At 60.9% G+C, this 24,935-nt stretch carries 22 protein-coding genes; 8 read left to right on the top strand and 14 right to left on the bottom strand.

All coding sequences use genetic code 11. The features are described from left to right. Window positions 1–42: 42 nt before the first annotated feature. The 10 genes from leuB to LHAB_RS08500 form a co-directional block, all read right to left on the bottom strand. A complete protein-coding gene (leuB, locus tag LHAB_RS08455) occupies window positions 43–1,128 on the bottom strand; it encodes a 3-isopropylmalate dehydrogenase (protein ID WP_090045358.1) in 1,086 nt (361 codons plus the stop codon). A gap of 18 nt (window positions 1,129–1,146) precedes the next feature. After that, window positions 1,147–1,800: a 3-isopropylmalate dehydratase small subunit gene (gene leuD, locus LHAB_RS08460; RefSeq protein ID WP_090045360.1), complete on the bottom strand. Its 654-nt coding sequence runs from the start codon at window positions 1,798–1,800 to the stop codon at window positions 1,147–1,149. Between the two features lie 20 nt (window positions 1,801–1,820). Then, window positions 1,821–3,272: a 3-isopropylmalate dehydratase large subunit gene (gene leuC / locus LHAB_RS08465; protein WP_090045362.1), complete on the bottom strand. Its 1,452-nt coding sequence runs from the start codon at window positions 3,270–3,272 to the stop codon at window positions 1,821–1,823. A gap of 326 nt (window positions 3,273–3,598) precedes the next feature. Then, entirely contained in the window at window positions 3,599–4,897 is a 1,299-nt protein-coding gene (gene gltA / locus LHAB_RS08470; protein ID WP_090045364.1) for a citrate synthase, read from the bottom strand. Window positions 4,898–4,938: 41 nt separating this feature from the next. Then, complete coding sequence (locus LHAB_RS08475; RefSeq protein ID WP_090045366.1) at window positions 4,939–5,247, bottom strand: FAD assembly factor SdhE; 309 nt, start codon at window positions 5,245–5,247, stop codon at window positions 4,939–4,941. Beyond that, entirely contained in the window at window positions 5,247–5,951 is a 705-nt protein-coding gene (locus LHAB_RS08480) for a succinate dehydrogenase iron-sulfur subunit (RefSeq protein ID WP_019427020.1), read from the bottom strand. Before LHAB_RS08480 ends, LHAB_RS08475 begins: the two co-directional genes overlap by 1 nt. A 63-nt stretch (window positions 5,952–6,014) precedes the next feature. Further along, complete coding sequence (gene sdhA, locus LHAB_RS08485; RefSeq protein WP_090045368.1) at window positions 6,015–7,820, bottom strand: succinate dehydrogenase flavoprotein subunit; 1,806 nt, start codon at window positions 7,818–7,820, stop codon at window positions 6,015–6,017. A gap of 53 nt (window positions 7,821–7,873) precedes the next feature. Next, window positions 7,874–8,242: a succinate dehydrogenase, hydrophobic membrane anchor protein gene (sdhD, locus tag LHAB_RS08490; protein ID WP_062405624.1), complete on the bottom strand. Its 369-nt coding sequence runs from the start codon at window positions 8,240–8,242 to the stop codon at window positions 7,874–7,876. Between the two features lie 40 nt (window positions 8,243–8,282). Next, window positions 8,283–8,714 (bottom strand): succinate dehydrogenase, cytochrome b556 subunit, encoded by a 432-nt coding sequence (sdhC, locus tag LHAB_RS08495; RefSeq protein WP_090045369.1) that lies wholly within the window; start codon window positions 8,712–8,714, stop codon window positions 8,283–8,285. 128 nt (window positions 8,715–8,842) lie between these two features. After that, window positions 8,843–9,628: a GntR family transcriptional regulator gene (locus LHAB_RS08500; RefSeq protein ID WP_090045372.1), complete on the bottom strand. Its 786-nt coding sequence runs from the start codon at window positions 9,626–9,628 to the stop codon at window positions 8,843–8,845. A gap of 240 nt (window positions 9,629–9,868) precedes the next feature. Here LHAB_RS08500 and LHAB_RS08505 point away from each other — a divergent pair, with 240 nt between their 5' ends. The 8 genes from LHAB_RS08505 (at window position 9,869) to LHAB_RS08540 (ending at window position 19,943) form a co-directional block, all read left to right on the top strand. Continuing rightward, a complete protein-coding gene (locus LHAB_RS08505; protein ID WP_090045374.1) occupies window positions 9,869–10,855 on the top strand; it encodes a malate dehydrogenase in 987 nt (328 codons plus the stop codon). Between the two features lie 109 nt (window positions 10,856–10,964). Continuing rightward, window positions 10,965–11,873, top strand: a complete 909-nt coding sequence (locus LHAB_RS08510) for an HpcH/HpaI aldolase/citrate lyase family protein (protein WP_369814130.1) — start codon at window positions 10,965–10,967, stop codon at window positions 11,871–11,873. A 29-nt stretch (window positions 11,874–11,902) separates the two neighbouring features. Continuing rightward, window positions 11,903–12,424, top strand: coding sequence for a hypothetical protein (locus LHAB_RS08515; RefSeq protein WP_090047822.1), 522 nt, complete (start codon window positions 11,903–11,905; stop codon window positions 12,422–12,424). A gap of 33 nt (window positions 12,425–12,457) precedes the next feature. Further along, on the top strand, window positions 12,458–15,049 hold the full coding sequence (acnB, locus tag LHAB_RS08520) for a bifunctional aconitate hydratase 2/2-methylisocitrate dehydratase (protein ID WP_090045377.1): 2,592 nt from the start codon (window positions 12,458–12,460) through the stop codon (window positions 15,047–15,049). 168 nt (window positions 15,050–15,217) lie between these two features. Continuing rightward, window positions 15,218–16,180, top strand: a complete 963-nt coding sequence (locus LHAB_RS08525) for an MBL fold metallo-hydrolase (protein WP_090045379.1) — start codon at window positions 15,218–15,220, stop codon at window positions 16,178–16,180. Between the two features lie 180 nt (window positions 16,181–16,360). Continuing rightward, window positions 16,361–17,356 (top strand): aldo/keto reductase, encoded by a 996-nt coding sequence (locus LHAB_RS08530; protein WP_090045381.1) that lies wholly within the window; start codon window positions 16,361–16,363, stop codon window positions 17,354–17,356. Window positions 17,357–17,514: 158 nt separating this feature from the next. Further along, window positions 17,515–18,717, top strand: coding sequence for an FAD-dependent monooxygenase (locus LHAB_RS08535; RefSeq protein ID WP_090047824.1), 1,203 nt, complete (start codon window positions 17,515–17,517; stop codon window positions 18,715–18,717). Window positions 18,718–18,737: 20 nt separating this feature from the next. Beyond that, window positions 18,738–19,943 carry a lytic murein transglycosylase gene (locus LHAB_RS08540; protein WP_090045383.1) on the top strand — a complete coding sequence of 402 codons (1,206 nt, stop codon included), beginning with the start codon at window positions 18,738–18,740 and terminating at the stop codon, window positions 19,941–19,943. 18 nt (window positions 19,944–19,961) lie between these two features. Here LHAB_RS08540 and LHAB_RS08545 read toward each other — a convergent pair whose 3' ends face one another. The 4 genes from LHAB_RS08545 to kynU are packed head-to-tail and all read right to left on the bottom strand — an operon-like array spanning window position 19,962 to window position 24,922. Further along, window positions 19,962–22,229, bottom strand: coding sequence for a xanthine dehydrogenase family protein molybdopterin-binding subunit (locus tag LHAB_RS08545; protein WP_090045385.1), 2,268 nt, complete (start codon window positions 22,227–22,229; stop codon window positions 19,962–19,964). After that, a complete protein-coding gene (locus LHAB_RS08550) occupies window positions 22,226–22,693 on the bottom strand; it encodes a (2Fe-2S)-binding protein (RefSeq protein WP_090045387.1) in 468 nt (155 codons plus the stop codon). The genes LHAB_RS08545 and LHAB_RS08550 overlap by 4 nt, the downstream gene beginning before the upstream one ends. A gap of 44 nt (window positions 22,694–22,737) precedes the next feature. Further along, window positions 22,738–23,625, bottom strand: coding sequence for a tryptophan 2,3-dioxygenase (kynA, locus tag LHAB_RS08555; protein WP_090045389.1), 888 nt, complete (start codon window positions 23,623–23,625; stop codon window positions 22,738–22,740). Window positions 23,626–23,635: 10 nt separating this feature from the next. Continuing rightward, window positions 23,636–24,922, bottom strand: a complete 1,287-nt coding sequence (gene kynU / locus LHAB_RS08560) for a kynureninase (protein ID WP_194943134.1) — start codon at window positions 24,920–24,922, stop codon at window positions 23,636–23,638. Between the last annotated feature and the right edge of the window lie 13 nt (window positions 24,923–24,935).

Consider the following 24,935-nt stretch of genomic DNA (forward strand, 5'->3'; position numbering starts at 1 on the left):
ACCACCTGTGCCGGTGCCGGGCTTTTTGGGGGGACAGCTGGATCAGCCGAGGGCCTTGACCACCGCATCACCCATTTGCGCTGTACCCACTTTGGTGGTGCCTTCACTCCAAATGTCGCCTGTGCGCAGGCCTTGGGCCAGCACTTGTTGCACAGCCGCTTCGATGCGCTCTGCGGCTTCACCTTGGTTCAGGGAGAAACGCAACATCATGGCCGCACTCAGGATGGTCGCCAGCGGGTTGGCCACGCCTTTGCCTGCGATGTCGGGGGCGCTGCCGTGGCTCGGCTCGTACAGACCTTGGTTTTTCGTGTTCAGGCTGGCCGAGGGCAGCATGCCAATCGAGCCCGTCAGCATGGACGCTTCGTCAGACAAGATGTCGCCAAACATGTTGCCAGTGACCACCACGTCAAAACGCTTGGGTTCTTTGACCAGTTGCATGGCGGCGTTGTCCACGTACATGTGGTCGAGCGCAATGTCTGGATATTCTTTGCCGACTTCGGTGACCACGTCCTTCCAGAACTGGAAGGTTTCCAGCACGTTGGCCTTGTCCACGCTGGTCACACGACCTTCTTTGCCTGCTGCTTTGCGCTTGCGGGCGGCCTGGAAGGCGACATGGGCGATGCGCTCGATTTCGGGCTTGGAATAGCGCATGGTGTCAAACGCCTCTTCGGCACCGGGGAAGTGGCCATCGGTGGCCACACGGCGGCCGCGGGGCTGGCCGAAATAAATATCACCGGTCAGCTCGCGGATGATCAGAATGTCCAGGCCCGCGATCAGCTCGGGCTTGAGGCTGGACGCGCCTACCAGTTGCTCGTAGCAAATGGCTGGGCGGAAGTTGGCGAACAGGCCCATGTTTTTGCGCAGGCCCAAAATCGCTTGTTCGGGGCGCAGGGGGCGGTCGAGCTTGTCGTATTTCCAGTCGCCCACCGCGCCAAAGAGCACGGCGTCCGAGTCCATCGCCAGCTTGAGTGTGGCTTCGGGCAGGGGGTGACCATGGGCGTCGTAGGCGGCGCCGCCGACCAGAGCGGTTTCCATCTCGAACTTCAGGCCGAGCACATTCAGGACTTTGACGGCTTCGGCGACGATTTCGGTGCCGATGCCATCACCGGGGAGGACTGCGATTTTCATGGGGATTCCAGATTTCTTTTATGCGTTGACGGCGGTGTGGGCCAGCCAAGGCTTGGTGGCCAGGCGCTCGGCTTCAAAAGCCTTGATCTTGTCGGCATGGCGCAAGGTCAGGCCGATGTCGTCCAGGCCATTGAGCAGACAGTATTTGCGGAAGGCCTGCACCTCGAACGGGATTTCTTCGCCTTGGGGGCGCACGACGACTTGGCGCTCCAAGTCCACCGTGAGTTCGTAGCCGGGAAAGGCCGCCACTTCGTTGAACAGCAGGTCCACGGCGGCCTCGGGCAACACGATGGGCAAGAGGCCATTCTTGAAGCAGTTGTTGAAGAAGATGTCGGCAAAGCTGGGCGCGATCACGCAGCGAAAGCCGTATTGGTCGATGGCCCAAGGCGCGTGTTCACGTGAAGACCCGCAACCAAAGTTCTTGCGCGCCAGCAGGACTTTGGCGCCTTTGTAGCGCGGCTGATTCAGCACGAAGTCGGGGTTGGGCTTGCGGTCGGACTCGGGCACGCCGGGTTGGCCGACATCCAGATAGCGCCATTCGTCGAACAAGTTGGGGCCAAAGCCCGTCTTGCGGATCGATTTGAGGAACTGCTTGGGGATGATGGCGTCGGTGTCCACGTTGGCGCGGTCCATGGGGGCCACGATGCCTTGGAGGAGGGTGAATTTCTGCATGGTGTGGTTCCTCGTTCGCTTCAGGCGAATTTGCGGATGTCGACAAAGTGGCCGTGGATGGCCGCCGCAGCCGCCATGGCCGGGCTGACCAAGTGGGTGCGGCCCCCCGCGCCCTGACGGCCTTCGAAGTTGCGGTTGGACGTCGATGCGCAGCGCTCGCCGGGCTCCAAGCGGTCGGCGTTCATGGCCAGGCACATGGAGCAGCCCGGCTCGCGCCATTCAAAGCCTGCGGCCTTGAAGATCTCGTGCAGGCCTTCTTGTTCGGCTTGCACTTTGACCAGACCCGAACCGGGCACGACCATGGCCAGCTTGACGTTCTTGGCGACTTTTTGGCCGAGTTTTTTGACCACTGCAGCGGCTTCGCGCATGTCTTCGATGCGGCTGTTGGTGCACGAGCCGATGAAGACTTTGTCGATGGTGATGTCGGCCAGGGCTTTGCCCGGCTGCAAGCCCATGTAGGTCAGCGCGCGCTCAATGGCGTCGCGTTTGACGTCGTCTTTTTCTTTGTCCGGATCGGGCGTCTGGCCGTCGATGCCCAGCACCATTTCGGGCGAGGTGCCCCATGTGACTTGCGGCACGATGGCGCTGGCGTCGAGTTCGACCACGGCGTCAAAGTGCGCACCGGGGTCGGACTGCAGGGTCTTCCAGTAGGCCACGGCGTGGTCCCACTCGGCACCACCGACAAACTGGCCAGTTTTTGGATCTGTTCCTGGCGAGAGCAAACGGCCCTTGACGTACTCGATGGTCTTGTCGTCCACCGCCACCAGGCCTGCGCGCGCGCCGCCTTCGATGGCCATGTTGCAGACCGTCATGCGGCCTTCCATGGAGAGGCTGCGAATGGCAGAGCCCGCGAATTCAATGGTGTAGCCGGTGCCGCCAGCGGTGCCGATCTTGCCGATGATGGCCAGCACGATGTCTTTGCCGGTGATGCCTTTGGCCAGGTTGCCCTCGACCTTGATGAGCATGTTTTTGGCTTTTTTGGCCAGCAAGGTCTGCGTGGCCATGACGTGCTCGACTTCGGAGGTGCCGATGCCGTGAGCCAGTGCGCCAAACGCGCCGTGGGTGGAGGTGTGCGAGTCGCCGCAGACCACGGTCATGCCGGGCAGGGTGGCGCCATTTTCAGGGCCAATGACGTGCACGATGCCCTGGCGCTTGGACAGGAAGGGGAAGAAGGCGGCAGAGCCGCTTTCCTTCATGTTGGCATCCAACGTGGTGATTTGTTCTTTGCTGATCGGGTCGGTGATGCCGTCGTAACCCAGTTCCCAGCCGGTGGTGGGTGTGTTGTGGTCGGCGGTGGCGACGATGGAGCTGACGCGCCAGACCTTGCGGCCCGCTTGGCGCAGGCCTTCGAACGCTTGCGGGCTGGTGACTTCGTGCACCAGATGGCGGTCGATGTACAGGACGGAGGTGCCGTCTTCTTCGGTGTGGACGACATGTTCGTCCCAGATCTTGTCGTAGAGCGTGCGTGCCATGGTGCTTCCTTGCTGTGCAACTTGCCATTTTATGCGGATAGAGGGCCGTATCCAGGCCATTCATTGAGGGTCTGAGGTCTCTGTGGGGACTTGCGTGAACACGATCCTGCCCTCGCAGGGACTTGCGCGGCTGTGCCCCGGGGCTGCCAGGCCTCATCAGTCGCTGCGCGCCAGCAAATCGGCCTGTCAGCCCCGGGCCACAGCCGCTCCAGTTGTGGTCCTTAAAACATCGGTGCCCTCAATCCGGCTTGCCGACTGGGTGCATTGCCTTGCCCAAGAAAAAAGCCCGCACAAGGCGGGCTTTCGGAGTTTGAGTGTGATCCCGATCAACGCATCACATCACGGCGTGGAGAGCCGGTGAACAGCTGACGTGGGCGGCCGATTTTGTACTCGGGGTCGCTGATCATTTCGTTCAGTTGGGCAATCCAGCCCACAGTGCGGGCCAAAGCGAAGACGCCGGTGAACAGGTTCACGGGAATGCCGATGGCGCGTTGCACGATGCCGGAGTAAAAGTCCACGTTGGGGTAGAGCTTGCGGCTGACGAAGTAGTCGTCTTCCAGGGCAATCTTTTCCAAGGCTTTGGCCAGTTTGAACAATGGATCGTTTTCCAAGCCCAGTTCTTTCAGTACTTCGTCGCAAGTTTCTTGCATCAACTTGGCGCGTGGGTCGTAGTTTTTGTAAACACGGTGACCGAAGCCCATCAGCTTGACGCCGGAGTTCTTGTCCTTGACTTTCTCCATGAACTCGCCCACTTTGCTGATGCCACCCATTTTCTGGATGTCTTCGAGCATGTTCAGGCAGGCCTCGTTGGCACCGCCGTGCGCAGGGCCCCAGAGACAAGCAACGCCCGCTGCAATGGCGGCGAAGGGGTTGGTGCCGGACGAGCCGCACAGACGCACGGTGGAGGTGGATGCGTTTTGTTCGTGGTCTGCGTGCAAGGTGAAGATGCGGTCCATGGCGCGCTCGAGCACAGGGTTGACCTTGTAGTCTTCGCAAGGGGTGCCAAACATCATGCGCAGGAAGTTGCCGGCGTAGGACAGTTCGTTGCGAGGGTACATGTAAGGTTGACCCACGCCATATTTGTAAGCCATGGCCACCAGGGTCGGCATCTTGGCGATCAATCGGATCGCTGCAATGTGGCGGTGTTCTGGATTGTTGATGTCGGTGCTGTCGTGGTAGAAGGCCGACAAGGCGCCGATCAGGCCAGTCAGAACGGCCATGGGGTGCGCATCACGGCGGAAGCCACGCAGGAAAAACTGCATCTGCTCGTTGACCATGGTGTGCTGGTTGACCAGTTTGTGGAAGTCCTTGCTTTGCTGGCCGACAGGCAGTTCGCCATTGAGCAGCAGGTAGCAGGTATCGAGGTAATCGGCCTTGTTGGCCAGTTGCTCAATGGGGTAGCCGCGGTAAAGCAGCTCGCCCTTGTCGCCGTCGATGTAGGTGATGGCCGACTGACACGAAGCCGTGGACAGGAAACCCGGGTCGTAGGTGAACATGCCGCTTTGACCGTAGAGTTTGCGGATGTCGATGACATCGGGACCGATGTTGCCGGAGTACACGGGCATGTCGATGCTGGGGCTGCCATTGGAGAACGACAGGGTGGCTTTGTTATCAGCGAGTTTCATGGTGGGTTTCCTCAAAAATTCCAGGTGTGATCCAGATTGGGTCACGCTCTCAACATGTCCAGGACTTCACGCACCTCTTCGGTGCTGATCTCGGGCTGCAGTTCCTTGCGGCGCAACAGCAAGTCCATGAGATCATTGTCAGACAGGTCCATCAGCACATACATGCCCCGAGCCTGTCCAACTGTCAAGCGAGAATCGTGCCGATTGAAGAAGCGCTCGATGAACAAATCGTTCTCGAGCAATCCGCGCCGGCTTCGCCAACGCAGTTTGCTCAAGGAACGCTCACTCAGTGGTGCCAGGCGGTCCGCCCCCACCAAGGATGCGTCTTCAAGAATCGGTGTGACGGTCATCAGACAGCGCGGCGAACCATCATCTCTTTGATCTTGCCGATGGCCTTGGTGGGGTTCAGACCCTTGGGGCAAACGTCGACGCAGTTCATGATGGTGTGGCAGCGGAACAAGCGATAAGGGTCTTCCAAGTTGTCCAGGCGCTCGGCGGTGGCCTCATCTCGGCTGTCGGCGATGAAGCGGTAGGCCTGCAGCAAACCGGCGGGGCCGACGAATTTGTCGGGGTTCCACCAGAAGCTGGGGCAGCTGGTCGAGCAGCTGGCGCACAAAATGCACTCGTAAAGACCGTTCAGCTCATCACGCTCTTCCGGGCTTTGCAAGCGCTCGGTCTCAGGCGGGATGGTGCTGTTGATCAGGTAGGGCTTGATCGAGTGGTACTGCTTGAAGAACTGGGTCATGTCCACGATCACGTCGCGGATCACAGGCAGGCCGGGCAGGGGCTTCAAAACGATGGTGCCGGGCAGCGTGTTCATGTTGGTCAGGCACGCCAAACCGTTTTTGCCGTTGATGTTCATCGCATCCGAACCACACACGCCTTCGCGGCAGGAGCGGCGAAAGGAAATGCTGGGGTCCACGGCCTTGAGCTTCATCAGGGCGTCGAGCAACATGCGCTCGTTGCCGTCCAGTTCGACCTGGATGGTTTGCATGTAGGGCTTGGCGTCCTTGTCGGGGTCATAGCGGTAGATCTGGAAAGTGCGTAGGGTCATGAAAGAACTCCTGGTGTATTCGGGTGGTGGACCGCCACTGTTTGTGCGCGGCCCAGACAATCTTTAGAACGTGCGAACCTTGGGTGGCACGGAGTCCACGGTCAGGGGCTTGAGCTTGACCGGCTTGTAGGTCAGGCTGTTGGAGGCGCTGTGCCACAGGGTGTGCTTCATCCAGTTGGCGTCGTCGCGGCCCAATGGGGCCACGGCGTCATCCACTGGGCGCTCGTAGTCGCTCACGGTGTGAGCGCCGCGGCACTCGCGCCGGGCAGCGGCGGACACCATGGTGGACTGCGCGGCTTCGATCAGGTTGTCCACTTCCAGGGCTTCGATGCGGGCGGTGTTGAACACTTTGGACGTGTCCTTCAGTCCGATCGCGTTGACGCGCTCACGGATCGCGGCGATCTTTTGCACGCCTTCGTCCATGGAAGCCTGGGTGCGGAACACGCCAGCGTGTTGCTGCATGGTGGCACGCATGTCGTTGGCCACGTCTTGGGCGTATTCACCACCACGGCCTTCGAGCTTGTTCAGACGGCTCAAGGTGAAGTCTGCGGCGTCAGCGGGCAGGGGTTTGTGCGACTTGGTCTTGCTGGCGAAGTCAACGATGTGGTTGCCGGCAGCGCGGCCGAACACCAACAAGTCGAGCAACGAGTTGGTGCCCAGGCGGTTGGCGCCGTGCACCGATACGCAAGAGCACTCGCCCACCGCATACAAGCCATTGACCACGGCGTTGTGGTCGGTGGCATTTTGCGTCACGACCTGGCCGTTGATGTTGGTCGGGATACCGCCCATCTGGTAGTGGATGGTGGGCACCACTGGGATCGGTTCTTTGGTGATGTCGACGTTGGCGAAGTTCACGCCGATTTCGTACACCGAGGGCAGGCGCTTGTGGATGGTTTCGGAACCCAGGTGGTCCAGTTTGAGCAGCACGTGGTCCTTGTTTGGGCCGCAGCCACGACCTTCCTTGATCTCTTGGTCCATGCAGCGGGACACGAAGTCACGTGGGGCCAGGTCTTTCAAGGTGGGTGCGTAGCGCTCCATGAAGCGTTCGCCATTGCTGTTGAGCAAGATCGCGCCTTCGCCGCGGCACCCTTCGGTCAACAACACGCCCGCACCGGCCACGCCGGTGGGGTGGAATTGCCAGAACTCCATGTCTTCCAGAGGAATGCCCGCACGAGCGGCAATGCCCAATCCGTCACCGGTGTTGATGAAGGCGTTGGTAGACGCCGCATAAATGCGGCCTGCACCACCGGTGGCCATCAGCACGGTCTTGGCATGCAAGACATGCAGATCGCCAGTTTCCATCTCGAGAGCCGTCACGCCCACCACGTCGCCTTCGGCGTCACGGATGAGGTCCAAGGCCATCCACTCCACGAAAAAGCTGGTTTTGGCAGCGACGTTTTGCTGGTACAGGGTGTGCAGCATGGCGTGACCTGTACGGTCAGCAGCGGCGCAAGCGCGTTGCACCGGCTTTTCGCCGTAGTTGGCGGTGTGACCGCCAAACGGGCGCTGGTAAATCGTACCATCCGGGTTGCGGTCAAATGGCATGCCCATGTGCTCCAGGTCATACACGACCTTGGGTGCTTCGCGGCACATGAATTCGATGGCATCTTGGTCGCCGAGCCAGTCGGAGCCCTTGATGGTGTCGTAGAAGTGGTAGTGCCAGTTGTCGTCGGACATGTTGCCCAGGCTGGCGCCGATACCGCCTTGGGCGGCCACGGTGTGCGAGCGGGTGGGGAACACTTTGGACAGCACGGCCACATTCAGGCCCGCGCGGGCCAGTTGCAGCGAGGCACGCATGCCCGAACCACCGGCGCCGACAATCACGACATCAAACTTGCGGGTGGTGATTTTCTCTTTGGTATAGCTCATGGTTTATCTTGGTTGGTGTGGTTTCAGCACAATGACAGGCGAGGGCTGACGCATCACAGGCGCCACAGGGCCTGAACAGCCCAGCCGGCACAGCCGACCAGCCAGACGAGGGTGAAAACGTGCAAGGCCAGGCGCAAGGCCAAGGGCTTGATGTAGTCCATCCAGATGTCACGCATGCCCACCCAGACGTGGTAAAGCAAGGCGATGATGACGCTGAAAGTCAAAACCTTCATCCATTGCGAGGCAAAAATGCCAGCCCACTCTTCGTAGCCGATGGGGCCGGAGGTGAAGATCACTTGGGCCAGCAAGACAACGGTGAACAAAGCCATCAGGACGGCGGTCACACGTTGGGCCAACCAGTCACGAAAGCCGTAGCCAGCACCGGTCACGATGCGTTTGGAGCCGTAATTCACGGACGACATAGGTCAGTTTCCTTGTTGTTTTGAGTCAGGGGCGAAGAAATCAGTACAAGCCAAACAGCTTGGCGGCCAGCACGGCGGTCAAACCCAAGCTCAGCACCAAGGTGGCCACGGCAGAGGACTTGCCGAATTCTTTGGTCACGGCATGGAAAGCATCCATATAGACATGGCGCACACCGGCGATGAAGTGGTGCAAGTAGGCCCAGATCAGGGCCAGTGCCAATAACTTGAAGAACCAGCCGGGGACAAAACCGATGCCGATGCCGAAAGCGGCCGAAAGCTTGGCAAAGGAAATTTCGGAGGTGATGGAGTTATCAAACATCCAGATGAACAGCGGCATGAGCAAAAACATCAGGAAACCGCTGATGCGGTGCAGGATGGAGACGATGCCAGCGGCCGGCAGACGGTACGAGGGCAAGTCTTTCAGGGCGTTGATGTTGCGGAATTCAGGCCGCTTGCGGACGAGTTCGGTCATTTGGGTACTTTCTGGGTGAAACGCGTTCGTGTTGTAGATAACAAGCCGGTGAATTCTATTGCAACGCAACAAACTGACAGGAGCATTTCAGCGACAGTCTTCTACAAGACGGTTGCGGCGGCTTGGGGTCAATTCAAATCGTTGTGGTAATGGTGGGTGTCGGTGCGGTAGAAGCCGCGCCGCAGCTCCATCGGGGTGTCTTTGTAGGTGTAGGCAATGCGCTCCACACTGAGCAAGGGCGTATTGGCCGGCAACTGCAGCAATTCCCTTTGTGCCTTGTCGGGTAACACGGCTCGGATCTTTTCTTCGGCCCTGACCATGCGCACACCGAACTCGGTTTCAAACAAGGCGTACATGGGGCCGTGGTAGTCGGCCAAGCGCTCGGCCGTCAGGCCCTTGAACGGGGCGCCGGGTAACCACAGGTCTTCCAAGATGGTCGGGACGTTGGCAAACGAAAGAACTCTTCGAACCTGCAAAACGGTATCACCGGAACGCAAAGCCAATGCGCGGGCGATCTCGGCCGAGGCGCGCAAGCGTTTGCAGTCGACGATCTCGCGCTGAGCAGGGCCTTCGGTGTTGAGGTCGCCTTGGTCTGGCACCAGTTTCAAAAACCGATATTGCACCTGGTGTTCAGCGTGGGTCGCGACGAAGGTGCCTTTGCCTTGCTTGCGAATCAGCAAGTGCCCGCTGGCCAGCTCGTCGATGGCTTTGCGCACCGTGCCCTGGCTCACCCGGTAACGCGCGGCCAGCTCCATTTCACTGGGAATGGATTCTCCGGGCTTCCACTCGCTCGCTTGCAGGCTTTGCAGGATCAAGCCCTTGATTTGCTGGTACAGCGGGCTGAATGCGGGGGTTGTCGCTGGGGATTCGGCAACGACAGCGGGTGCGTCGGTCAGTGGCAATGGGTGGTTCATGAGGGCGGGCAGGGCTTGCGGGTCAGGTCCATGTCAGGAGCGCCATCATATCTTATATAAGACATAAGACAAATTGACGAATCAGGGTTTTCGCGGGTACACTCGAAAGCTGTTTGCTTGCGTTTGCGGCTTTTTTGGAAAAACCTGCCAGCGCGGGTCCGGTGCGCCGGACGGCCTTGCTGACATGGATGTTGGCAGCGGACTGCAACGCTTGTTTTCAACACTTCGGAGTTTTCCACCATGAGCAAAAAGCCCGTCCGCGTTGCCGTTACCGGCGCAGCAGGTCAAATCGGTTACGCATTGTTGTTCCGCATCGCCTCTGGCGAGATGCTGGGCAAAGACCAGCCCGTCATTCTGCAATTGCTCGAAGTGCCTGTTGAAGGCCCACAAAAAGCGCTCAAGGGCGTGATGATGGAACTCGAAGACTGCGCATTCCCTTTGCTGGTGGGCATGGAAGCCCATGGCGACCCCATGACCGCTTTCAAAGACGTGGACTACGCTTTGCTGGTCGGCTCACGTCCACGCGGCCCCGGCATGGAGCGTGCTGAATTGCTCGCCATCAACGGCGCCATCTTCACCGCACAAGGCAAGGCCCTGAACGCCGTGGCGTCGCGCGACGTCAAAGTGCTGGTTGTGGGCAACCCTGCCAACACCAACGCCTACATCGCCATGAAGGCCGCACCTGATTTGAAGCCCGGCAACTTCACCGCCATGCTGCGCTTGGACCACAACCGCGCTGCTTCGCAAATCGCCGCCAAGACCGGTAAAGCCGTGGCCGACATCGAAAAATTGTGCGTGTGGGGCAACCACTCGCCCACCATGTACGCTGACTACCGTTTTGCCACGATCAAAGGCGAGTCGGTCAAGGCCATGATCAACGACCAAGAATGGAACGCCAACGTGTTCCTGCCAACCGTTGGCAAGCGTGGCGCGGCCATCATCGAAGCACGTGGCCTGTCCTCGGCCGCCTCGGCTGCCAACGCGGCCATCGACCACATGCGCGATTGGGCTTTGGGCACCAAGGGCAAGTGGGTGACCATGGGCATTCCGTCGCAAGGCTGGTATGGCATTCCCAAAGACGTGATGTTCGGCTTCCCGGTGACCTGCGAAAACGGCGAATACAAAGTGGTTGAAGGTCTGGAAATTGACGCATTCAGCCAAGGTTGCATCGACAAGACGCTCAAAGAGCTGACCGACGAGCAAGCTGGTGTGGCGCACCTGATCTGATTGAGGCAGAGAAGTCCAAGTGAGCCATCCTCGCGACGTTCTGTTGGGTGCTCAAGCCGCAAGCGTTCAGCTGCCGGTTTGTGACCACTACAGCGGTGTCGACGCGAGGATGCGCAAAAGCTTGCAGCTGCAAGCTGACATGACGCAGGAGTTTGGCGCTTGTGTCTTTGATGTGACCCTGGACTGTGAAGATGGCGCCCCGGTGGGTGGCGAAGAAGAGCATGCTGCGCTGGTGACCGAGCTGGCGCTGGGTGCTGCGCCTCAGGCCCGAGTCGGTGTGCGCGTTCACCCCGTGGATCACCCCAGTTTTGAAGCCGATATGGCCACCATTGCAGGCCAGGCGGCGAACCGCTTGACGCACATCATGGTGCCCAAGGTCGAGTCGGTGGCCGATGTGCAGCTGGCTGAACAGGCCTTGCTTCAGGCCGGTGCGCACGATTTGCCATTGCATGTGCTGATTGAGTCACCCGCTGCCGTGCACCGCGCCTTTGACATCGCAGCGCATCCGCGTGTGCAATCGATCAGCTTTGGCCTGATGGACTTTGTGTCTGCGCACGGTGGGGCCATTCCTGCGGAGGGCATGGGCATCGAAGGCCAATTCACACACCCTTTGGTGTTGCGCGCCAAGCTCGACATTGCCAGTGCCTGCCATGCCCACGGCAAAGTGCCCTCGCATGGCGTTGTGACCGAATTCAAAAATCTCGATGCGATCCGTATGGCGGCCCAAAAAGCTGCGCGAGAGCTGGGTTACACCCGCATGTGGAGCATCCACCCCGACCAGATTCGACCGATCTTGGAGGCCATGGCCCCGAGCGAAGCACAAATCGATCAGGCCAGTGAGATCATATTGGCGGCACAAACAGCCCAATGGGCACCGATCAGCCATGCTGGGCAATTGCACGACCGGGCCAGTTACCGGTTTTTCTGGCAATTGATTGAACGTGCGCACAAGACGGGTCGGCGTTTGCCTCCACAGATGCGTATATTTTTCAACGAACCTGTCGGGGTTGTTGCATGATGAAGCCCATCTACTTGAAGGGGAAATGCATGCCTAAAACTGCCTTGATCGTGCTGTTGTCCTTGTTGATATCGCCGGCGTGGTCGCAAACCGAGGCCAGCAAGGCCAAGTCGTCCCCCGCCCAATCCAGAACGGCAGCCCCCAAGGCTGTCAAAGCAAAAGCACCACCACGAAGCGAAGCCGTGACGCCCATGGGGCCCGATGAACTGGCAATCGCCGACCGTGTTCACCAAGGTCGATTGCCCTGTGAGTTGGGTGCCACCGTTCGCTTGGAAGCCGATGCCGAGCAACCCGGGTATTTTTATTTGCATGGCAAAGGGTTTCGCTACCGCATGCATCCCGTGGTCACCACCACCGGCGCGATCCGTCTGGAAGACCGCAAGGCAGGCGCTGTCTGGCTGCAACTGGCCAACAAGTCCATGCTGATGGACCAGAACAAAGGTCGTCGGCTGGCCGATGAGTGTGCCCATGCCGAACAAGTTGCCTATGCCGAGAGCATGAAAACCAATCCCCCGCCCAGCCTGATCGACACGACCGGCATGGGGCGATAAATCTTGAAACTTTGACTGACCGGAGAAAAAACCATGTTGAAAGCGTACCGTGAACACGCAGCCGAACGCGCTGCATTGGGAATACCGCCCCTGCCCCTTGATGCCAAACAAGTGGCCGATCTGATCGAGCTGATCAAAAATCCGCCTGCTGGCGAAGAAGCCTTTTTGATGGAACTGCTCACGCACCGCGTGCCACCAGGCGTGGACGATGCTGCCAAGGTCAAGGCCTCTTTCTTGGCTGCCGTGGCGCACGGTGACCTGAGTGTTGCCCTGATGAGCAAAGCGAAGGCCACTGAGCTGCTGGGCACCATGGTGGGCGGCTACAACGTGCACCCCCTCATCGAGTTGCTCGACAGCGCCGAAGTCGCTGCCGTGGCCGCAGAGGCCCTGAAGAAAACCCTGTTGATGTTCGACTTCTTCAACGACGTCGCAGAAAAAGCCAAGGCTGGCAATGCCAAGGCCAAGGAAGTCATGCAAAGCTGGGCCGATGCCGAGTGGTTCACCAGCCGTCCCGAAGTTGAGAAGAAAATCACCGTCACCGTGTTCAAGGTGCCCGGTGAGACCAACACCGATGACTTGTCTCCCGCCCCTGACGCTTGGAGCCGCCCCGACATCCCGCTGCACTACCTGGCCATGCTCAAGAACACCCGTACCGGCGCGGCGTTCACGCCCGAAGAAGACGGCAAGCGCGGCCCCATGCAGTTCATCGACGACCTCAAGAAAAAAGGCCACTTGGTGGCCTATGTGGGCGACGTGGTCGGCACGGGTTCGAGCCGCAAGTCGGCGACCAACAGCGTGATCTGGGCCACCGGCCAAGACATCCCCTTTGTGCCCAACAAGCGTTTTGGCGGCGTGACTTTGGGCGGCAAGATCGCCCCCATCTTCTTCAACACCCAAGAAGACTCTGGCGCATTGCCCATTGAAGTCGACGTCTCGAAGCTGGAAATGGGCGACGTCATTGACATCCTGCCCTACGACGGCAAGATCGTGAAAAATGGTGCGACTGTCACCGAGTTCAAACTCAAGAGCGATGTGCTGTTTGACGAAGTGCGCGCTGGCGGCCGCATCAACCTGATCATTGGCCGCAGCTTGACCGCCAAAGCCCGCGAATTCTTGGCGCTGCCCGCGTCCACCGTGTTCCGCTTGCCTGCGCCTCCTGTGGCCACCCAAGCAGGCTTCACGCTGGCCCAGAAGATGGTCGGTCGTGCGGTTGGTTTGCCAGAAGGCCAAGGCGTGCGCCCCGGCACCTACTGCGAACCCAAGATGACCACCGTGGGTTCACAAGACACCACCGGCCCGATGACCCGCGACGAGTTGAAAGACTTGGCCTGCTTGGGCTTCAGCGCCGACATGGTGATGCAGTCCTTCTGCCACACCGCCGCATACCCCAAGTCGGTGGACGTCAAAACCCACCGCGAGTTGCCTGCTTTCATCAGCAACCGTGGCGGCGTGGCCTTGCGTCCTGGCGATGGTGTGATCCACAGCTGGCTCAACCGTTTGCTCTTGCCCGACACGGTGGGCACCGGCGGCGACTCGCACACCCGTTTCCCCATCGGTATCAGCTTCCCGGCGGGTTCGGGTTTGGTGGCCTTTGGTGCGGCCACGGGCGTCATGCCTTTGGACATGCCCGAGTCGGTGTTGGTGCGCTTCAAAGGCGAAATGCAGCCTGGCGTGACCCTGCGCGACCTGGTCCATGCGATTCCTTTGTACGCCATCAAAAAGGGCCTGCTCACGGTGGCCAAGTCCGGCAAGATCAACGAGTTTTCTGGCCGCATCCTGGAAATTGAAGGCCTGCCTAACCTGAAGGTTGAGCAAGCGTTTGAATTGTCCGACGCGTCCGCCGAGCGCTCGGCTGCGGGTTGCACGATCAAGCTCAACAAAGAGCCGGTCGAGGAGTACCTGAAGTCCAACGTGGTGCTCATGAAAAACATGATCGCCGATGGCTACGCGGACGCCCGCACGCTGGCACGCCGCATTGAAAAAGTCGAAGCTTGGTTGGCTGCGCCCAACCTGCTCGAAGCCGACCAAGACGCCGAATATGCCCATGTCATCGAGATCGACATGAACGAGATCAAAGAGCCGATCTTGTGCTGCCCCAACGACCCGGACGACGCCAAGTTCTTGTCCGACGTGGCGGGCACCAAAATCGACGAGGCTTTCATCGGTTCGTGCATGACCAACATCGGCCACTTCCGCGCTGCAGCCAAGCTGCTCGGCGGCAGCCGCGACATTCCCGTCAAGCTGTGGGTCGCCCCACCGACCAAGATGGACGAGAGCGAGCTGATCAAGGAAGGCCATTACGCCAACTTTGGCGCGGCCGGTGCACGCACCGAAATGCCTGGCTGCTCGCTGTGCATGGGCAACCAAGCCCAGGTGCGCGAGGGCGCCACGGTGGTGTCCACCTCCACCCGCAACTTCCCCAACCGCTTGGGTAAGAACACCAACGTGTTCCTGGCCAGTGCAGAGTTGGCGGCGATTGCGTCCAAGCTGGGCCACATCCCGACTGTTGCCGAGTACCACGAAGCCATGGGCATCGTGAACAAAGATGGTGCCGCGATCTACAAGTACCTGAACTTCAACCAGATCGACGAGTACGTGGAAAACGCCAAGGGCGTGACCGCCTGACCCCCTCGCTTGGAACCTGAGCCCCGTCAACGAAAGCTGGCGGGGCTTTTTTTCGCGCCAGATCTTGTGCGGCAATACCCCTGCGTCCATCGTGGGCAATGGGGACCTTGGTCATAGACCATGGCGGCCCGCGTATTCTGGGGGGCTGATTTTTTAGGAGACACCGAGATGTTGAACCGCCGTCATTTTTTGGGTACAGGTATTGCCGGGGCGACCGCGCTGACCTTTTCATCCGTTTGGTCGCAAAACACCCCCCAGTTTGGCGCGCCTGAATTGCCCTCGGTGGGTTTCAAGCGCATGAAGCTTGGCACGATGGAAATCATTGCCCTGAACGATGGCGCATTGCGTCGCCCTTTGGGTCAGGAGTTTGTGCCCGCTGTGCCGCTCGACCAAATCAAGGCGCTGTTGGCGTCACAAAATTTGCCCACCGACTACATCGATATTCCTTTCACCCCGTTTTTGTTGGTCAATGGCAATCAGCGCTATTTGTTTGACACCGGCTTTGCCGACAATGGCCCACCCACCACCGGCAAACTGCTGGGCAATTTGGCCGCTGCCGGCTTCAAGCCTGAAGACATCAACAACGTGGTGCTCAGCCACTTTCACGGCGACCACATCAATGGTTTGCGCTTCAAAAATGGCAGCTTGGTTTACCCCAACGCCCGCGTGCATGTGCCTGCGCCCGAGCACGCCTTCTGGACGGACGAAGCCCGCATTGCGGCTGCGCCTGCGCCCATGCAAGGCGCTTTTGCAGCCGTCAAACGTGCCCTGAACGGCTTGACACCTGAGCAATTGGTCAAGTTTGAGCCGGGCAGCACCTTGGCGCCCGGCATCGAGTCGGTGGCCGCCTTTGGCCACACCCCGGGCCACACCTTGTTCACCGCGCGCTCCGAAGGCCAGTCGTTTGCCTACGTGGCGGACATCACCAACGTGCCGTCCTTGTTTGCACGCAACCCCGACTGGGCGGTGCTCTTTGACATGAACCCCGAGATGGCCCGCCAAAGCCGCCGCAAGATCTTTGACATGTTGGTCAAGGAAAAAATGATGGCCGGTGGTTTCCACTTTCCCTTCCCGGCTTTTGGCACCATCACGCCTTCGGGCAATGGCTACCAGTTTGTGCCGGTGGCCTGACCGAACCCGATGGTTCAGGTGCCACAGATGCCCCTGAAAAAAAGCCCGGTCCAGACAGCCCGGGTTTTTTTGTGTCCGTTTTGGACAGGGGCTGAGCCGGGGCTTGGCTAATATGTCTTCTGAACCCAGCGTGAGGCCCCCATGGGGGCTTCGCATTTCTGTTTTTTCGGAGATCTCGACATGAAATTCACCACCTTGGGCCAAAGCCCCCTGAAAGTGTCCCGCCTGTGCTTGGGCACCATGATGTTTGGTGACCAAACGCCGCTTGAAGATGCCCGAACGATGGTGGCCGATGCGCAAGAAAGTGGCTGCAATTTCATCGACACCGCCGACATTTACACCCTGGGCAAATCCGAAGTCATGGTGGGCCAGGTTCTCAAGGGGCAACGCCATCGCTGGGTGCTGGCCAGCAAGGTCGGCAACCCGATGTCGGACCAACCCAACTGCCAAGGGTATTCGCGCAGCTGGATGCTACGGGCCTGCGAAGACAGCTTGCGACGCTTGGACACCGACCACTTGGATATTTATTACCTGCACCGTGACTACAACGGCATGAACCTCGAAGAGCCCTTGCGGGGCATCGAGGCTTTGCTGCGCGACGGCAAAATCCGCTACTGGGGCGTGTCCAATTTCCGGGGCTGGCGCATTGCCGAGATGGTCAACATGGCCCGTGAGATGAACATGCCCGGCCCCGTGGTGTGTCAGCCTTATTACAACCTGCTCAACCGTTTGCCGGAGGTGGAAATTCTGGAGGCTTGCGGGCATTACGGCCTGGGCGTGGTGCCCTACAGCCCGATTGCGCGTGGCGTGCTCACGGGTAAATATGCGCCTGGCCAGGCCCCCGCAGAGGGCAGCCGCGCAGCGCGTGGCGACAAGCGCATTCTGGAGACCGAATTCCGTGAAGAGTCGCTGCAAATTGCCCAAACCCTGCGTCAGCATTGCGAGGCCAAGGGCGTGTCGCTGGCGCACTTTGCCACCGCCTGGGTGCTGGCCAATCGGCATGTGAGCGCGGTCATTGCCGGGCCCCGCACGCTGGCGCAGTGGCAAGACTATGCGGGCGCTTTGGAGGTGAGCATCACCGCCGAAGACGAAGCCCTGGTCAACAGCTTGGTGGCCCCTGGCCACCCGTCCACGCCAGGTTACAACGATCCTTCTTACCCCTTGAACGGGCGCTGACATCACCAGGGGCGGGCTTCTTGGGCACCCCCTGTGGCGCTGCGCAGGTGTTGGCACAATTTGTGGTGTTTTGCTATTGACCACTGAACTCAGGCCACTGGATCGCCAGCAGGATGGCGTCGGTCACGGATGCACCCTGCTCGGGGCACAATCAGCGCATGACAAGCCATGAGCTCAAACAGGTGGTGATTGCGGGCGGCGGTATTGGTGGCCTGGCCGCTGCTGTGGCGTGTGCGCAGCGCGGCGTGCCAGTGCGATTGGTCGAACGCGCAGCGCAGCTGAGCGAGGTGGGTGCTGGCATCCAGATCGGACCGAACGTGACGCGCATTTTGCAAGCCTGGGGATTGGGCGAGGCGATGGCGCAGGTGGCGGCTTTTCCGCATCAGTTGCAAGCGCGCGATGCCCACAGCGGGCAGGTGCTGGGTACCCTGACTTTGGGCCGGCAGGCACAGGCACGGTATGGCGCGCCTTACGCCACCATCCACCGAGCCGATTTGCAAGGCTTGCTGCACCGCGCAGCCCAAAGCGCAGGGGTGGACCTGTTGCTGGGGCAGACCGTGCACGACTGGCAGGACACCCAAGATTCTTTGCATGTGAACACCTTGGAAGGCCTCAGCCTCCAGGCCAGCGCCCTGATCGGTGCCGATGGCGTGTGGAGCGCTGTGCGCCAGCAAATGCTGGGCGATGCCCCGGCGCGCTTTACCGGGCACCTGGCTTACCGGGCCTTGGTGGCCCAAGCCGATCTGCCTGCGCACTTGCGCAGCGACCAGGTCACCGTTTGGATGGGCGCGCGACTGCATGTGGTGCATTACCCGGTGCGCAGCGGGCAGTGGCTCAATCTGGTGGCCATCGTGCACGGTGCCAAGCCAGCCCCAGATCCAGACTGGGATCAGATCGGGCACACCGAGGCGCTGATGCAGGCCATGGGCGCGGTGGGCCGTGATTTGCACGAGCGCTTGGCATCGGTGCCCGCATGGCGGCAGTGGGCTCTGCACGATCGCGTGCCCTTGAGCCGTGCCAGCCAGATGGCCCAAGGCCGCGTGGCCTTGCTGGGTGATGCGGCCCACCCCATGCGGCCTTATCTGGCGCAGGGCGCGGGCATGGCCATCGAAGATGCTCAGGTGCTTGCGCAGAGCTTGAGTACAGGCAGCGCATCGGTCGTCCAGCAGCTCCAAGACTATGCCGAACAACGCTGGGCGCGCAACGCGCGCGTGCAGGCGCGCGCCATCCGCAATGGCCGCATATTTCACGCTCAAGGCGCAGTGGCACTGGGGCGCAACGTGTCGATGCGGCTCATGGGTGAGCGGGTGATGGATGTGCCATGGTTGTATGGCGGCGGGCGGATTTCGGGCAGTCAATAAATTTTCAGGAACGCTTCTTCATGACACGACGTCCATCCAACCCATGCACCACCGCCCTTGTGCTGGCCAGCGCTTTGCTCGCACCCGCAGCTTGGGCACAAAGCACCGATTTGTCGGCTTGCATGGCCGAGCTCCGTCCGGCAGCACGCAGCGGGAAAGTGAGCGACGCGACCTGGGCGCGCCACACGGCAGGGCTGCAGGCTGACTTCAGCGTGATTGAGAAGCTGAACTTCCAGCCCGAATTTCGCACTGCCATTTGGGACTACATGTCGGCCTTGGTGGACGAGGAGCGCGTGGCCGATGGCGCGGCGCGTTTGTCCCAGCACCGCCAAGCGTTGGCGCGTGCCGAAGAGCGCTTTGGCGTGGACCCGGCCACGGTGGTGGCGGTCTGGGGCGTTGAGAGCAATTTTGGCCAGACCTTTGGCAAATACCCGCTGGTTCAGGCCTTGGGCACGCTGTCGTGCCACGGGCGGCGGCAAAATTATTTCAGGGGTGAGTTTTTTGCGGCGCTGCGCATCTTGCAAGCTGGCCACATCGCGCCCGAGCGTTTGGTCGGTTCGTGGGCGGGCGCGTTCGGCCACACCCAGTTCATGCCCAGTACCTTCGAGCGCCTGGCGGTGGACTTTGATGGCGACGGCCGCGCCGACCTGATGGACAGCAGCGTGGACGCGCTGGGCTCGACCGCAAACTTTTTGGCCCGTGCAGGTTGGCAACGCGGCTTGCCCTGGGGTATCGAGGTCAAGTTGCCAGCAGGCATCTCTTTGGCCGGAGAAGGTCGCCGCAGCAAGCGCCCGGTGTCTGAATGGACCGCCCGTGGCGTGCGCCGCATCGATGGCACTGCTTTGCCAGAAAGTTTGGGCAACGTGGGCTTGCTGACGCTGGCCGGTGCCAATGGCCCGGCCTTTTTGGTGACACGCAACTTTGATGCACTCTACAGCTACAACGCCGCCGAAAGTTACGGTTTGGCGATTGCCCACCTGAGCGATCGTCTGCGCGGCGGCGGCCCCTTCGCCACGCCCTGGCCCACCGATGACGCGGGCCTGTCACGTGCGGAGCGGCGCGAGTTGCAAGGCCTGCTGACGGTGCGCGGCCACGATATTGGTTCCATCGACGGCATGTTGGGCGACAAATCGCGCGAGGCGATCCGTGCCGAACAAAAGCGCTTGGGCCATGAGGCCAATGGCCGTGGCGGCCAGAAAATCCTCAAGGCTTTGCGCGGGGGCTGAGGCCCTCGGGGGCTGGGTTCACACCTTCAGCGGCAAAGCCCTCTGCCTTTTGCCGGTCAGAGCAAAAAGCGCATTGCCCACCGCAGGCGCCAGCGGCGGTACCGCCGGTTCGCCCACGCCGGCCGGGTGACGGGTGCTGGGCACGATGTGGGTCTCGACCGTGGGCGCCTGGCTGAGCGTCACCATGGGGTAGCTCGGAAAATTGCTTTGCTGCACCACACCGCCCACGATGTCGATTTGGCCAAAGAGTGCGGCGCTCAGGCCGAAGATGACGCTGCTTTCCATTTGTTGGGCCACAGTGCCGGGGTTGACCACGGTGCCGCAGTCGATGGCGCAGACCACGCGGTGCACGTGTATTTGGCCTTTGATCAAGGACACCTCCGCCACCTGGGCGACGATCGAGCCAAACGACCGGTGCAGTGCGAGGCCCCGTGCGCGGCCTGCAGGTAATGGCAAGCCCCAGCCAGCTTGATCGGCCGCCAGTTGCAGCACAGCAGCGTAGTGCGGTGCGTCTTTCAGCCAATGCAGGCGGAACGCCAGTGGGTCTTGTTTCGTGGCAGCGGCCAGCTCGTCGATGAAGCTTTCCGAAAAGAAGGCGTTGTGCGAATGGCCCACCGAGCGCCAAAACCCTACCGGCACGCCTGAGCTTGTGGCCACATGGCTCATGTGCTGGCTGGCAAAACCATAGGGCAAATCGAACAGGCCTTCCGAGGTGGTTTTGTCGGGCATGTCGACGGGAAGGGAGAGTATGGGAACGGCTCGCTGCGCATAGCGTGGGGTGATGGCGTCGCCCGCCGATTTGATGCGCAGGCTGGAGACTTGGCCTTTGTCATCGAGCGAGGCCTGGAATTTGGCCAAGTGCATGGGGCGGTAAAAGTCATGTGTCATGTCTTCTTCGCGCGACCAGCTCAGTTGCACCGGCTGGCCCTCGCAGGCCATGGCCACTTGCACGGCCTGACCGACAAAGTCGACTTCGAGCCTGCGTCCGAAACCACCACCCAGTTGCGTGACGTGAACGGCAACTTGGGTCTTGTCCACCTTGGCCACTTTGGCGGCCATGTCGCGTACCATTTGCGGCACTTGCGTGGGCACCCAGATTTCTACTTGGCCGTCTTTCACCTGTGCGGTGCAGTTCATCGGCTCCATGGTGGCGTGGGCCAGATAGGGCGCTTGGTACAGCGCATCGATGCGCGTGACGGCGGCTTTTTCGGCTTGGGCGGGCACGCCTTGTTCGTGGAAGGTGAAGCCGCTTTCGGTGTTCAGGGCCTTGAGCAGATCGGCCTGGATGCGTTGGCTGTCCAGAACACCTGCAGCGGGGGCTTGCCATTGAACCTTCAGGGCTTGTGCACCAAGATGTGCGTGCCAGGTGGTCTGGCCCACCACCGCCAAGCCAGCGGTGCCTCCGCCCCAGGCGTCCAGCGGCACGACTTTGGACACGCCCTTCAGGGCCAATGTGTCTTTCGTGTCCATGGACGCTGCCGAGCCGCCCAGCATGGGACACATTTGAACGGTGGCAAACAGCATGCCGGGCAGGCGCACATCGCCACCAAACTGGGCTTGACCTGTGACTTTGGATGGGATGTCGGAGCGCGGCGCGAATTGACCGATGAGCTGCCAGTGCTCGCGCGATTTGATTTGGATACCCGTTGGCGTGCTGCCCGAAGCGGCAGCGACCATTTGTCCGTAATGTGCCGATGGGCCTGAGGCGTGTTGCATCACGCCATGGACCACGGTGATTTCGCTGGCGGGCACTTTCCATGCAGCAGCTGCTGCATGCACCAGACTGGCGCGTGCCATGGCAGCGGCCACGCGCAAGGGGTCCCACAGGTCAGCGATTGAAGACGATCCGCCTGTGGCGTTGATGCCGAGCTCGCGGGCGACCTTGCCCACCACCCATTCGCTCATCTTGATGAGGGTGGGTTTGTGTTCGCCCTCGCTGTCCAGAGGGTGAAAGGGCAGGCTGGCCACTTGCATGGCCACGTTGCCGTAAATACTGTCATCTCCAGCTTGCTCCAGACACACACGGCTCAGTGGCACGTCCATCTCTTCGGCGACCAGCATGGCCAGCGCGGTGTGCACGCCTTGGCCCATTTCGCTGCGGGGCATGGCCAGCACCACCGAGCCATCGGCAGCGATTTTGATCCAACCGTTCAGGGCGAGATCGCCTTCGGTTTTCAGCATCGACTCGGGTGAACCCAGGCGTGAGCGGGCGGGCAAAACGGACCATCCCACAACCATGGCGCCAGTTGCGCCCAAGGCGCTGAGTAACCAGGTGCGGCGTTTCATGCGGCGCCGCCTTTCTTCATGGCTGCCGCAGCGCGGTGAATGGCCGCGCGCACGCGCTGGTAAGTGCCGCAGCGGCACAGGTTGGTCATGGCCGCGTCGATGTCGGCGTCACTGGGTTGTGGCGTTTTGTCCAGCAAGGCAGCAGCCGCCATCAACATGCCGCTTTGGCAGTAACCGCATTGCGGCACTTGCTCTGCGATCCATGCGGCTTGCAGGGGGTGGGGCTTGTCTGCTGAGCCCAAGGATTCGATGGTTTTGATTCTTTGATTCGCCACAGCAGATGTGGGCGTCACGCAAGAGCGCACAGGCTGGCCGTCCACATGCACGGTGCAGGCCCCGCAAGCGGCCATACCGCAGCCGAATTTGGTGCCTGTCAGGTTCAGTTCATCGCGCAACACCCACAGCAAGGGCGTGCTGGGATCGGCATTGGCGGTGCGGCTTTCGCCGTTGATGTTCAGTTGCACGGTGGTCTTTGTGGTGGATGACGAGGCGTGATGTTAGCCGGGCTTTACAGCTGGGTGCGAAGCGTCCAGATTTCCGGGAAGAGCACCGTGTCCAGCATCTTGCGCAGATAGCTCACGCCACCTGTGCCACCCGTGCCGCGTTTGAAGCCGATCACGCGTTCTACCGTGGTCACATGCCGAAAGCGCCACAAGCGGAAGGCATCTTCCAGATCGGTCAGTTCTTCGCCCAGTTGGTACAGATCCCAGTGCTGCTGCGGGTTGCGGTAGACCACCAGCCAGGCGCTTTCCACCGCATCGCTGGCCGCGTAGGGTTGTCGCCAGTCGCGTTGGGTGTGGGTGTGGGGGACATCGAGGCCGCGGCGCTTCAACATCCGCAGGCATTGGTCGTACAGCGAAGGCGCTTCATAGGCGGCCTGCACGGTGGCCGACAGGTCGGGCCGGTGCGCATGGGGCTGCAGCATCGCTGCATTCTTGTTGCCCATTGCAAATTCGATGCAGCGGTATTGCCAGCTCTGAAAGCCGCTTGATTGCGCCAGGTAGGGGCGAATGGCGCTGTACTCGGGTGGCGTCATGGTGGCCAGCACGTCCCAAGCATGGACCAGCTGCTCCATGATGCGACTGACGCGTGCGAGCTTTTTGAAGGCGTCGGGCAATTGGTCTTGTGCGATGCCCGTCATGGCCGCTTGCAGCTCGTGCAGCATCAGCTTCATCCACAACTCGCTGGTCTGGTGCTGCACGATGAACAGCATCTCGTTGTGGTCGGGCGAGAGGGGCTTTTGTGCGTTCAGGATGGCGTCGAGCTGCAGGTAGTCGCCGTAGCTCATGCGGCCATCAAAGTCGAGCTGGGCTTTTTCATCGTGCACGATGCGCTCGCCGGCTGCGTTGCTGGTTGGGGTGTCGGTGTTCAGCGTGTGGAAAGGACATGAACTCATGAGGTGTCTTTCAGGTCACGGCGTTTTTTTGCGCAAACCGGGCGTCTTGCCACTCGCCACTTTGCATCACCTGGTACAGGTGCTCAGCGGCCTGCCACACATCCGCATAACCGACATAGAGCGGCGTGAAGCCAAAGCGCAGGATGTCGGCGTGCTGACCGCCATCGCCTGCCCTGAAGTCGCCAATCACGCCGCGCGCGATCAAGGCCTGCACGATGGCGTAAGCGCCCTCTGCGCGGGTCAGGCTCACTTGCGAGCCGCGCAGGGCTTCTTCGGCCGGGGTGGCGATGCCAAAGCCGTGTCCGTGCAGACGCGTGCGCACCAGTTGCATGAACAGACCCGTGAGCGCCAATGACTTTTGGCGCAGCGCGGCCATGCCGCCCAAGGCCTCGGCGGCCAAAAAGGCGTCCAGGCCGCAGTCGAGTGCCGTGAGGCTCAGGATGGGTTGCGTGCCGCATTGGTAGCGCGTGATGCCTTGGGCGGGTTGGTAGTCGGGCGTGAAGGCAAAGGGCGCAGCATGACCCCACCATCCGGCCAGTGGCTGCCAAAAGCGGTCGGTGTGCTCAGGGCGCACCCAAACAAAAGCCGGTGCGCCGGGGCCGCCATTCAAGTATTTGTAGCCGCAGCCCACGGCAAAGTCGGCCCCTGAGGCGTGAAGATGAACCGGCACCGCGCCCGCGCTGTGCGCCAGGTCCCACACCGTCAGGATGCCTTGCGCGTGGGCCATGGCGGTGACTGCCTGCATGTCGTGCATGGCGCCTGTGCGGTAGTTCACATGGGTGAGCATCAGCACCGCCACATCGGCTTGCAGTGCGGCTGCGAGCTCGTCGGCTTCGACGAGCTGCAGCGTGTAGCCGCGTTCTTGGCACAAGGCTTCGGCGATGTACAAGTCGGTGGGGAAGTTGCTGCGTTCGCTGACGATTTTGGTTTTGTGCGGGTGGTCGGCCGCTGCGATGTGCAGCGCGGCGGCCAGCACTTTGAACAGGTTGATCGAGGTGCTGTCGGCCGCGATCACTTCGCCCGGTTGAGCGCCTATGACGCGGGCAATTTTGTCGCCCACGCGCTGGGGCAGGGTGAACCAGCCCGCGCTGTTCCAGCTTTTGATCAGGTCGGTTCCCCATTCGTGCGTCACGGCATGGGCCACCCGTGCCGGGGCGGTTTTGGGCATGACCCCCAGCGAGTTGCCGTCCAGGTAAATCACGCCGGGTGGCAAGTCGAACAGGTGGCGCAGTGGGCGCAGTGGGTCTTGCGCATCCATCAGTTCGCAGTCTTGCAGGGTGGGGGTGATGTTCATCATGGGGATGTCTTTC

It is taken from the genome of Limnohabitans sp. 2KL-27, assembly GCF_001269345.1.
Taxonomy (GTDB): Bacteria; Pseudomonadota; Gammaproteobacteria; order Burkholderiales; family Burkholderiaceae_C; genus Limnohabitans_A.

What these genes read in the sequence shown, in the direction of transcription:
- leuB (WP_090045358.1), bottom strand. Translation starts at nt 1,128, where the DNA reads ATGAAAATCGCAGTCCTCCCCGGTGATGGCATCGGCACCGAAATCGTC.
- leuD (WP_090045360.1), bottom strand. Translation starts at nt 1,800, where the DNA reads ATGCAGAAATTCACCCTCCTCCAAGGCATCGTGGCCCCCATGGACCGC.
- leuC (WP_090045362.1), bottom strand. Translation starts at nt 3,272, where the DNA reads ATGGCACGCACGCTCTACGACAAGATCTGGGACGAACATGTCGTCCAC.
- gltA (WP_090045364.1), bottom strand. Translation starts at nt 4,897, where the DNA reads ATGAAACTCGCTGATAACAAAGCCACCCTGTCGTTCTCCAATGGCAGC.
- LHAB_RS08475 (WP_090045366.1), bottom strand. Translation starts at nt 5,247, where the DNA reads ATGACCGTCACACCGATTCTTGAAGACGCATCCTTGGTGGGGGCGGAC.
- LHAB_RS08480 (WP_019427020.1), bottom strand. Translation starts at nt 5,951, where the DNA reads ATGACCCTACGCACTTTCCAGATCTACCGCTATGACCCCGACAAGGAC.
- sdhA (WP_090045368.1), bottom strand. Translation starts at nt 7,820, where the DNA reads ATGAGCTATACCAAAGAGAAAATCACCACCCGCAAGTTTGATGTCGTG.
- sdhD (WP_062405624.1), bottom strand. Translation starts at nt 8,242, where the DNA reads ATGTCGTCCGTGAATTACGGCTCCAAACGCATCGTGACCGGTGCTGGC.
- sdhC (WP_090045369.1), bottom strand. Translation starts at nt 8,714, where the DNA reads ATGACCGAACTCGTCCGCAAGCGGCCTGAATTCCGCAACATCAACGCC.
- LHAB_RS08500 (WP_090045372.1), bottom strand. Translation starts at nt 9,628, where the DNA reads ATGAACCACCCATTGCCACTGACCGACGCACCCGCTGTCGTTGCCGAA.
- LHAB_RS08505 (WP_090045374.1), top strand. Translation starts at nt 9,869, where the DNA reads ATGAGCAAAAAGCCCGTCCGCGTTGCCGTTACCGGCGCAGCAGGTCAA.
- LHAB_RS08510 (WP_369814130.1), top strand. Translation starts at nt 10,965, where the DNA reads ATGCGCAAAAGCTTGCAGCTGCAAGCTGACATGACGCAGGAGTTTGGC.
- LHAB_RS08515 (WP_090047822.1), top strand. Translation starts at nt 11,903, where the DNA reads ATGCCTAAAACTGCCTTGATCGTGCTGTTGTCCTTGTTGATATCGCCG.
- acnB (WP_090045377.1), top strand. Translation starts at nt 12,458, where the DNA reads ATGTTGAAAGCGTACCGTGAACACGCAGCCGAACGCGCTGCATTGGGA.
- LHAB_RS08525 (WP_090045379.1), top strand. Translation starts at nt 15,218, where the DNA reads ATGTTGAACCGCCGTCATTTTTTGGGTACAGGTATTGCCGGGGCGACC.
- LHAB_RS08530 (WP_090045381.1), top strand. Translation starts at nt 16,361, where the DNA reads ATGAAATTCACCACCTTGGGCCAAAGCCCCCTGAAAGTGTCCCGCCTG.
- LHAB_RS08535 (WP_090047824.1), top strand. Translation starts at nt 17,515, where the DNA reads ATGACAAGCCATGAGCTCAAACAGGTGGTGATTGCGGGCGGCGGTATT.
- LHAB_RS08540 (WP_090045383.1), top strand. Translation starts at nt 18,738, where the DNA reads ATGACACGACGTCCATCCAACCCATGCACCACCGCCCTTGTGCTGGCC.
- LHAB_RS08545 (WP_090045385.1), bottom strand. Translation starts at nt 22,229, where the DNA reads ATGAAACGCCGCACCTGGTTACTCAGCGCCTTGGGCGCAACTGGCGCC.
- kynA (WP_090045389.1), bottom strand. Translation starts at nt 23,625, where the DNA reads ATGAGTTCATGTCCTTTCCACACGCTGAACACCGACACCCCAACCAGC.
- kynU (WP_194943134.1), bottom strand. Translation starts at nt 24,922, where the DNA reads ATGATGAACATCACCCCCACCCTGCAAGACTGCGAACTGATGGATGCG.